The sequence below is a fragment of the Empedobacter sp. GD03739 genome (assembly GCF_029843245.1).
Classification (GTDB): domain Bacteria; phylum Bacteroidota; class Bacteroidia; order Flavobacteriales; family Weeksellaceae; genus Empedobacter; species Empedobacter falsenii_B.
Map to the genome: position 1 here is coordinate 1 of NZ_JAOCHX010000071.1, position 9,967 is coordinate 9,967.

Genomic DNA, 9,967 nt, shown 5'->3' on the forward strand with positions numbered 1-9,967 from the left:
TAAATATTTAATACTTTCGTTTTAAAGTAGAAAAGGGTATAATGTTAAGTATTTGTAAATTGATTAACTTTTTTTTATATTTGTATTTAAATAACCTAAAATCTATCTTATGAATACGTGTCTTCAATGTAACCAAACTTTATTTGGTCGAAAAGACAAAAAGTTTTGTAACGATTTTTGTCGAAATTCTTATAATAATAATCTTAATCGTGATAAAGTAGAAATTGTACGAAATATTAACAACAGATTAAGAAAAAATAATCGTATCTTAAAAACTTTATTAGAAGAAGGAGCTCGTTCGGTAAATAAAAACGAATTGAGTTTGAGAAACTTTGATTTTAAGTACATTACAAATGTAGATGAATCAAAAAATGGCACAATTTTTTATGTGTACGATGTTGGATATCAAGAGTTAAACGAAGAAAATTATTTATTATTTCAGGAATAAATTTTTATTTTTTTATTGAAAAAAGCGCGTCAACATGTTGATGCGCTTTTATATTTTAACTAAATCTGTTCTTTTTTATACGTTATATTTTATGACTAATTTTTGTTGCGATTAAGTTTAACTTTCTAAAATAACTTAACTTTGTGCCAAGATGAAAAAAGATATCAATCAACTTGATCCGAAAGAATTTATTCTGATTAAAGGTGCAAAATTGCACAACTTAAAAAACATTGATTTAGCGATTCCAAAAAATAAATTAGTCGTGATTACTGGGATGTCTGGTTCTGGGAAATCTACTTTGGCTTTTGATACGTTGTATGCGGAAGGTCAGCGTCGTTATGTCGAAAGTTTATCGTCTTATGCACGTCAGTTTTTAGGAAAATTGGATAAGCCTCAAGTTGATTATATCAAAGGAATAGCGCCAGCAATAGCGATTCAGCAAAAAGTAAATTCTACAAATCCGCGTTCTACAGTTGGAACAACGACAGAAGTCTATGATTATCTAAAGTTGTTGTACGCACGAATTGGAAAAACATATTCACCGATTACAGGAGAATTAGTTCAAAAAGATTCGGTAACGGATGCGATTGATTATCTAAAAACTTTTGTGGCTGAAACTAAATTTATTCTTCAAATAAAATTGGTTGTGCCAGAAGAGCGTTCGTTTGCAGAACATTTGAATATTCTTCAACAGCAAGGGTTTACACGTTTGAGTGTCGATGGAAATCAAGTGAAAATTGAAGATTTAATTTCATTTAATTTTGAACCTCAACCCGAAAATGATATTCATCTTGTCATTGATCGTATCGCTTTGCCAACAGAGGACGAAGAATCTTTTTATCATCGTTTGGCAGATTCTATCGAGACGGCTTTTTTCGAAGGAAAAGGAGAAATAGCGATTGTAAATGTAGAAGATAATTCGGTAAAATATTTCTCAAATAAATTCGAATCAGATGGTTTGATTTTTAATGAACCAACTATCCATTTCTTTAGTTTCAATAATCCTTATGGAGCTTGTCCAACTTGCGAAGGTTACGGGAAAGTAATTGGAGTTGAGGAGAATCTTGTCGTTCCAAATAAATCGTTGTCTATCTACGAAGATGCGGTTGTAGCTTGGAAAGGCGAGAAAATGGGCGAGTGGAAAAATCATTTTATCAAACTTTCTCAAAAAGTAGATTTTCCAATTCATAAACCTTATTTTGAATTATCCGAAGAGCAAAAAGACTATTTGTGGCACGGAGATAACGATTGGGAAGGATTGGATGGTTTTTTTAAAATGGTTGAGGAGAATACATACAAAATTCAATATCGTGTAATGTTGTCTCGTTATCGTGGTAAAACAACTTGTCCAACTTGTAAAGGAAAGCGTTTGCGTAAGGAAACGAATTACGTGAAAATTGCGGATAAATCGATTAATGATTTGGTTGATTTACCTTTGAATGAGTTGAATGATTTCTTTACAAGTATTACATTTAACGAATATGATCAGCAAATTGCGGGTCGAATTATATACGAAATTAAGTCGCGTTTAACATTTTTGTTAGATGTTGGTTTAGAATATTTAACGCTAAATCGTGCTTCGAATACCTTGTCTGGAGGAGAATCACAACGTATCAATTTAGCAACTTCTTTGGGAAGTAGTTTGGTTGGTTCGATGTATGTGTTAGATGAACCTTCGATTGGTTTACATTCGCGTGATACAGCCAAATTTATTACGATTTTACATCGTTTACGCGATTTAGGCAATACAGTGATTGTGGTAGAGCATGATGAAGACATTATGAAAGCTGCTGATTATATCATCGATATTGGTCCAGAAGCTGGAACAAATGGAGGTGAAGTAGTTTTTGAAGGAACCTATGATGAATTATTAAAAGGTGATACATTAACATCTAAATATTTGAACGGAAAATTAGAGATTGAAGTTCCTAAAAAACGTTTGAAATCTCCTAATTATCTGAAAATTATTGGAGCAAGAGAAAATAATCTAAAAAATATTGATGTTAAATTTCCTCTGAACGAATTAACCGTTATTACAGGTGTTTCGGGTTCAGGGAAATCTACGTTGATGAAAGATATTTTAGCACCAGCGGTTCAGCGTTATTTTGAGATTTTTGGTAATAAAATTGGTGATTTTGATGAGTTAATTGGAGATCTGAAACAATTGGAAGGAATTGAGTTAATCGATCAAAATCCAATCGGGAAATCTTCGCGTTCTAATCCTGTGACCTATGTAAAAGCTTACGATGATATCCGAAATTTATTTGCCAATCAGAAAGCAAGTAAAGTGATGGGATTTCAACCAAAACATTTTTCGTTTAATGTAGATGGCGGACGTTGTGATGCATGTAAAGGAGAAGGGACAATTACCATCGAAATGCAGTTTATGGCTGATGTAGAGCTGGTTTGTGAAGATTGCCATGGCGAACGTTTCAAGAAAGAAATCTTAGAAGTTAAATTCGAAGGAAAATCGATTTCAGATATTTTAAATCTAACAATTGATGAAGCAATTGACTTTTTTGCAACTCATCAGCAAAATAAAATTGTCGAAAAGCTGAAACCATTACAAGATGTTGGTTTGGGTTATGTAAAACTTGGGCAATCGTCGAATACACTTTCTGGAGGAGAGGCACAACGTGTGAAGCTGGCTTTCTTCTTGACGAAAGGAGAAACGACAAATAAAACCTTGTTTATTTTTGATGAGCCTTCTACAGGTCTGCATTTCCATGATATTCAGAAATTGATTAAAGCATTACGTGCTTTGATTGATTTGGGACATTCGGTTTTTGTAATCGAACATAATATGGATATTATCAAAGTTGCCGATTGGGTGATAGATCTTGGTCCAGAAGGAGGGAAGAAAGGCGGTTATTTGGTTGCCGAAGGTACACCAGAAGAAATTGTCAAAGTAAAAGAGTCCTACACAGCTCAATTCTTAAAAGAGAAATTATAACAGAAATAAAATAAATTATTAAAACCGAGTTTAGCTCGGTTTTATTTTGCGTTACATTTTGGGTGATGATAAACAGGGAAATTGCACGAATTCGCAATAAAACACAATTCGTTTGCCTTTTTATGAAGTGAAAGCGCCAACTCGATTTGTGATGAATTAGAAATAATGATTTCAGGAAATAAATCTACTTTTATAATTTTTCCACTTCCATCAGGATTTATTTGCAATGTGGCCTCCGAATGATCTTGGTTAGAAATTACTTCGATTTTATGTTGTGTACAACAATATAAATACGACATCATATGACAAGAAGTCAAACTACTCAAAAGCAAATCTTCTGGATTGTATAAATTTGGATCACCTTTGAAAGTTTTCGCCGCAGAAACTTCTAAATCAGGTTTTCCTTCAATCGAAATGTAATGACTTTTTGTATAAATTCTGGTTGAAGAATCTGTTTGAGGCTCTTTCTTAATCCAATTTAGGGCAACTTTAAATAAATGATTCAAGGCTTAATTTTTATCAAAAATAATCTTTTCTAAAAGAAAAACACAACTGAGAATCCTCAATTGTGTTTTCAAAAAATGTTATAATTTATTTACTATTTACTTTCTTAAATAGACATTTCCATATTTCGAAGAAAATTCTTGCAATGGCTGTTTACCTACGTTTGCTGCAATTACAGAATGAAAATTATCTGATTTTATAGTTTTGATTGCAAAATCTAGATTCGTGTACATCTTCCCAAAAAAAGTTTCCACTTTTATTTCTCCAATTTGTTTTGCATTCATTGTTGCATCTACACTTCCATATGTTGATTGTGCGATAATTGGTGCATCAAAATTGATGACTTCAATTGTTCCATACGTTGACTCGATAGTCGTTTTCATATGTTCAGGAACTTTGATTTCCAATACAATATCCATTTGTACTCCTGTAGAAACCGAAGAAGATTTAATGTCATTTGCATCAATATATTTTTGATAGTCCTCTTTGGTTTGAAATTGTTTTTTCTCATTACCAAAAGTTGCTGTCACTTGATTTGGAATGTCTTCTAGTTTTACAACTTTGCCTTCGATGGTTTTTCCTTGACTGTTTTTGCTTTCAGTTAAGTTGAAATTCGAGTCATTTTTACCATTATTGATATTAACATTTCCAGAGATACTCACTTCGTTTTGTTTCCAAGTGGTGATTTTAACGATTTGTGGATAATCAAATTTTAATGTTAATTCTTGACCTTTTTCAACTGAGAAATTCTTCTGAATTTTTGTTTGAGCGATTGATAAATTTGTCAATAAGCCCACTGCTAAAGATAAAATTACTGTTCTCATAACCCTCTCAAATATATTTTACTATAATCTGATCTGAAAAGGAAACTTGTCCCTCCGCCATTTAATGTTCCTGTTGCTTGATTGTTAATTTTTATCATTTCAGATGATTTATCAACTGTTTCTAATTTTAACGATAATTCAGGTGCAATCAAAATATCACCAAACGAAGTCGTTAATTTTACATTTGCTTTAGATGATTTCGGAATTGAAGCATCCACGTGACCATAGATAGATACAAGCGACAAAGGACCTTTTACATTTTGACTAAATTTAGCATCGATAGAACCATAAATCGTGTTGATTGTTGCAGGTCCTGTTACATTTTCTAACACTACATTGTTGTAACTTGCAGTTGCTTCAACTTCGTTTTCGATATTTTTGAATGTAATGGTACTTCCAAATTGAGATTGATGATTAAATGAAATTGTTACACCTTTTGGAACTAAAATTTTGATATTTGGAGGTGTCATTTGTTGTAGTTGTTTTACCTCGATTATACCATTTTTTTCTACAACATTTATTCCTAAATCAGTGTTGTCCTCAAGTCCTAATGAGTTGATCGAGCGCAATCCTTTTGCTCTTTCGTCATTATCTCGCGATCTTGTTTTTGTAGAAAAAACAATTTCGTTTCCGTTGTAACCTTCTACTGTTACTCGTCCAAGATCAAGGTTCATTTTTCCTTTACTTACAGCTAATTTGTACGTTTTCGAATTATCTTCATTCGCACTTTTCGATTCATTTTGTGCAAAAGTGTACGTAGACATCATCATAAAAGATGCAGCTACCAAAAATATTTTTCTTATCATTTTTTGATTTTTTTGTTAATTATTATTTTCTAAAAAGAACCGCGTACGCTTCGTCTTTCACAAACGGTTTTGTTGTAGGATCCAACACCATTTCTTGTAATTTATTTGTTAATTTCAAATCGATTTGATCGTTATTGATATGCGCAATCATTCCTATTAATTCCATTTGTACCATCGGATCATCTTGTTTCATAAAAATGTCTGTTAACTCTTTTGAAACGTCCGATTTAGGTAATTTTGAAGCAAGCGCTTCGAGTGCATTTAGTCGCACAATTGTATTGTTGTCATTTAAAGCTAAGTGGTATAAACTCTCTTTCAAATTGTGATCAATACTTGGTAAATCAGTTATTTTTGCAATTGCATCAATACGATTACTTGTTGATTCTTGATCATTTAATGAACTTAAAATTTCATTTTTAAGTGCTTCATCTATACCAATTAGTTCTTCTTTTGGTTGAACAATTTTTTCAACTTTTTTCTCTTTCTGAATTGTTACAAACTGAATTTCTTTTTTATTTTGTTCAGTTTTAATTTCAGTTGGATGAACAATTTCTGGTTGAATTTCTTCTACTTTTTTAACCTGCTTTTCTTTTACAATTTCAATTGTTTTTGGTGAATTTACTTGATCATTTTTTAAGAAAAAATATCCACCAACACTCAATAAAACAAGCGCAGAAGCAGCAATACTCCAATTCTGAATTCTCCATTTCTTAGGCTGTTCAATTACCAACGTTTTTTCTTCCTGTTTAGGAATCTCAGCCTGAATTCTTTTCCATAATTCTGCAGAAGGTTCTTTGTTTTCAAAGGCTTCTCTGTTTTTTTCGATATGTTTTTTTAAAGAATCATTCATTGCAAACGGTTTGTTGTAAGGTTTCGTAAATTTTCTTTTTTGCACGATGATATTTACTTCTCACCGTGTTGTGGCTCAATCCCAAAAGTTGAGCAATGTCTTCTTGCGGCATGTCTTCGAACAGAAATAGATTCACAATTGTTCTTGTATCCGTTGGTAATTCTTCAATTGCTTGTTGCAATTCTTCAATTTTACCATCCAACATTTGTTTTTCTTCCATGCTTTCTTCGCTGTCATCAATAATATTTGCTCCAGCAACATCAGAAAAATAAACTTTGTTTTTTCGTAAATGTGAAATTGATTTATTAATCGCAACTCTACTGAACCAAGCTCCTAAATTCTCGATGCTTTTCAACTTTTGAATATCAGAGAAAAGTGAAATAAAAATTTCTTGTGTCAAATCTTCCGCATCAGAAACTTCTGTGACCAAACGATAAACAGAATTGTAAACTGATTTCGAATAGCGATGATAGAGCTGAGTATAGCCAGCCTCTACACCAGATTCGCACCAATCTAATAGTTGTTTATCATTTATTGAAAAATTTTCTTTCTCCAAAATTTTCAAGGTTTCATTGTTGTTTCTATTGTATAGACGCAGCAAGTTTTTGAATGTTGCATCAATTTTTAAAAAAGTTTTTGAAATTTAACAATTATTGAATTATTCACCCTGATTTTCAGTGATAATAAGCAAAATTAAATTTCTAAAATTATCCTATTCATCTATATTCTTGATTATTTTTCTATTTTTGTTAGACGTATACTTAGTCGAAATTGAATATGAAAAAAATAGTTATCATCTTATCTTTGGTTGTAGGAGCCAAGTCTTTTGCGCAAGAAATTGAAGTCAAAAATCTTAAAAAACACGTTTATTTTTTGGCTGATGACAAAATGAAAGGAAGAGGAACTGGAAGTGAAGAAAATTTGAAAGCTGCAAAATATATTGCAAAAGAATTCAAAAAATATAAACTTCAACCTTTAGGAGAAGATGGATATTTTCAAGGATTTGAGGCGAAGGTAAAAAAAGTAAAAGTTGTTGACAGTATTCGTTCTGCAAAAAATGTGATTGCTTTTTTAGATAATAAAGCGGAGAAAACGATTGTGATTGGTGCACATTACGACCATTTGGGAGAAGGAAAGCAAGGAAGTTCTTTGGCGAAAGATAGTTATGGAATGTTTCACAATGGTGCTGATGATAACGCTTCTGGCGTTGCTGGTTTGTTAGAATTGGCAAGATTTTACAGTAAAAATAAAATGACAGAACCTGTTAATTTTCTATTCATTGCTTTTGGTGCAGAGGAATTAGGTTTGGTAGGGTCACGTTATTTTGTGAAACATCCAACGTATGATTTATCGAAAGTGCATTGGATGTTAAACATGGATATGATTGGTCGTTTGAACAAAGAATCTGGCGTTTCAATTATAGGTTATGGAACTTCTCCAACTTTCGAAACAATTTTTAATGAAATTAATCCGACTGATTTTGTTAAATTTTATACAGGTTATGAAGGTAGAGGCGGTTCGGATCAAACTTCGTTTTATGAGAAAGATATTCCAGTTTTATTTTTCCATACAGGCGGTCACGACGATTATCATAAACCAACTGACGATGCAGATAAAGTAGATTATGAATCGTTGAAAGGAATTCTTAATCTCGAAAAAGCTGTGATTGAAGGAAGTTTCAAAATTGAAACGATGCCGTTTAGAAGCACTGATAAAACTGAAAAATAATTGATAAAAATCTAAAATTATTTTTTTTCAATCCGTATTTTTGCAACAAATTTCAACGATTGAAAACGGATCTTTTATTAATCACACCACCTTTTACGCAATTAAATACACCATATCCTGGAACAGTTTATTTAAAAGGATTTCTAAACACACTTTCATATTCAACTTTTCAAGCTGATTTAGGTTTAGATGTTATCTTACAATTATTTTCAAGAAAAGGTTTAATTGATTTATTTGAATTTATTCAAAATCAAGAGATTGAATTAGGTGATAATAGTAAAAGAATGGTGATGTTAAGCGACGAATATATCGCAACTATTGATCCTGTTATCCGATTTTTACAAGGAAAAAATTCGACCTTAGCTGATTCAATTATTCAAGATGGATATTTACCAGAAGCTTCTCGTTTTGCAGAAGTTGAAGATTTGGAATGGGCTTTTGGTTCGATGTCTTTTCAAGATAAAGCGAAGCATTTGGCAACGCTATATTTAGAAGATTTATCGGATTTAATCATTGAAGCTGTTGATGAAAATTTTGGTTTTTCTCGTTATGCTGAACGTTTAGGAAGATCGGCAAATTCTTTTGATGAATTGTATCAAGAATTACAGAAAGACCCAACTTATATTGATAAAATTACACTTTCGGAATTAGAGAAATTAATTCAGAAAACGAATCCAAAAATGATTGGTTTTTCGGTTCCTTTTCCAGGAAATTTATATTCGGCTTTCCGTTGTGCGCAATATATTAAAGCAAATTATCCTGAAATTGTTGTGGACATGGGTGGAGGTTTTCCAAATACAGAATTGCGCTCTTTAAGCGATTCACGAGTATTTGAGTTCTTCGATTTTATTACATTAGATGATGGTGAAGCACCAACTGAGCAATTGTTAAAATATATCAACAATGAAGTTGAAGTTTCTGATTTGAAAAGAACTTTTACACTTCAAAATAATCAAGTTTCTTATATCAATAATCAAACTGTTCGCGATTATAAATTTAGCGAAGTGGGAACACCAGATTATACGGATATCAAATTAGATCAATATATTTCTGTCATTGAAGTGGTTAATCCAATGCATCGTTTGTGGAGTGATGGGCGTTGGAATAAATTAACGATGGCACATGGTTGTTATTGGGGAAAATGTACGTTTTGCGATATTTCGTTAGATTATATCAAAATTTATGAACCAATTGCGGCGAAACAAATTGTTGACCGAATGGAAGAGTTGATTGAAACAACTCAAAATACAGGTTTTCATTTTGTGGACGAAGCTGCTCCGCCAGCATTAATGCGAGAAGTTGCGTTAGAAATTCTTCGAAGAAAATTGACTGTAACATGGTGGACAAATATAAGATTCGAGAAAAGTTTTACATATGATTTGTGTCGATTACTGAAAGCTTCGGGCTGTATTGCGGTTTCTGGAGGTTTGGAAGTCGCTTCGGATCGATTGTTGAAATTGATTGATAAAGGTGTAACAGTAGAGCAAGTTGCCGTTGTAAATCGAAATTTTACCGAAGCCGGAATTATGGTACATGCGTATTTGATGTATGGTTTTCCGACACAAACAAAGCAAGAAACGATTGATAGTTTGGAAATGGTGCGTCAAATGTTCGAATTAGGAATTCTTCAATCAGGATTTTGGCATCAATTTGCGATGACAGCACATAGTCCAGTTGGGTTGAATCCAGAGAAATATCAAGTAATTAATCATAGCACCGAATTAGGAACTTTTGCGAATAATGATATGATTCACGAAGAAAAATCAGGTTTAATTCATGATCAGTTCTCGTATGGATTAAAGAAATCATTGTTTAATTATATGCACGGAGTTGGTTTTGAATTATTTGTATTTC

9 protein-coding genes are annotated in these 9,967 nt (G+C 32.2%); 4 read left to right on the plus strand and 5 right to left on the minus strand.

The window, feature by feature from the left end; all coding sequences use genetic code 11:
• The first annotated feature begins 109 nt into the window (after positions 1-109).
• Positions 110-448, plus strand: coding sequence for a hypothetical protein (locus N5E64_RS14910; protein WP_038331633.1), 339 nt, complete (start codon positions 110-112; stop codon positions 446-448).
• A 151-nt stretch (positions 449-599) separates the two neighbouring features.
• On the plus strand, positions 600-3,401 hold the full coding sequence (gene uvrA / locus N5E64_RS14915) for an excinuclease ABC subunit UvrA (RefSeq protein ID WP_280038191.1): 2,802 nt from the start codon (positions 600-602) through the stop codon (positions 3,399-3,401).
• A gap of 41 nt (positions 3,402-3,442) precedes the next feature.
• On the opposite strand, the gene N5E64_RS14920 is transcribed toward uvrA, so the two are convergent.
• The 5 genes from N5E64_RS14920 to N5E64_RS14940 all read right to left on the minus strand — a co-directional run bounded on the left by N5E64_RS14920 (position 3,443) and on the right by N5E64_RS14940 (position 6,941).
• The gene (locus tag N5E64_RS14920; RefSeq protein ID WP_280038192.1) at positions 3,443-3,907 is read right to left on the minus strand and encodes an OsmC family protein; all 465 of its coding nucleotides are present in this window, start codon (positions 3,905-3,907) and stop codon (positions 3,443-3,445) included.
• Positions 3,908-4,003: 96 nt separating this feature from the next.
• Positions 4,004-4,729, minus strand: coding sequence for a hypothetical protein (locus N5E64_RS14925; RefSeq protein WP_280038193.1), 726 nt, complete (start codon positions 4,727-4,729; stop codon positions 4,004-4,006).
• Positions 4,726-5,535 (minus strand): hypothetical protein, encoded by an 810-nt coding sequence (locus tag N5E64_RS14930; RefSeq protein WP_280038194.1) that lies wholly within the window; start codon positions 5,533-5,535, stop codon positions 4,726-4,728. The genes N5E64_RS14925 and N5E64_RS14930 overlap by 4 nt, the downstream gene beginning before the upstream one ends.
• 22 nt (positions 5,536-5,557) lie before the next feature.
• Positions 5,558-6,385, minus strand: coding sequence for a hypothetical protein (locus N5E64_RS14935; RefSeq protein WP_280038195.1), 828 nt, complete (start codon positions 6,383-6,385; stop codon positions 5,558-5,560).
• The gene (locus N5E64_RS14940) at positions 6,378-6,941 is read right to left on the minus strand and encodes an RNA polymerase sigma factor (protein WP_280038196.1); all 564 of its coding nucleotides are present in this window, start codon (positions 6,939-6,941) and stop codon (positions 6,378-6,380) included. The genes N5E64_RS14935 and N5E64_RS14940 overlap by 8 nt, the downstream gene beginning before the upstream one ends.
• A gap of 221 nt (positions 6,942-7,162) precedes the next feature.
• Here N5E64_RS14940 and N5E64_RS14945 point away from each other — a divergent pair, with 221 nt between their 5' ends.
• Both N5E64_RS14945 and N5E64_RS14950 read left to right on the plus strand, forming a co-directional pair.
• A complete protein-coding gene (locus N5E64_RS14945) occupies positions 7,163-8,113 on the plus strand; it encodes a M20/M25/M40 family metallo-hydrolase (protein ID WP_280038197.1) in 951 nt (316 codons plus the stop codon).
• 59 nt (positions 8,114-8,172) lie between these two features.
• Positions 8,173-9,967, plus strand: a 1,795-nt coding sequence (locus N5E64_RS14950; protein ID WP_280038198.1) for a radical SAM protein, incomplete at its 3' end; no start/stop codon positions are given.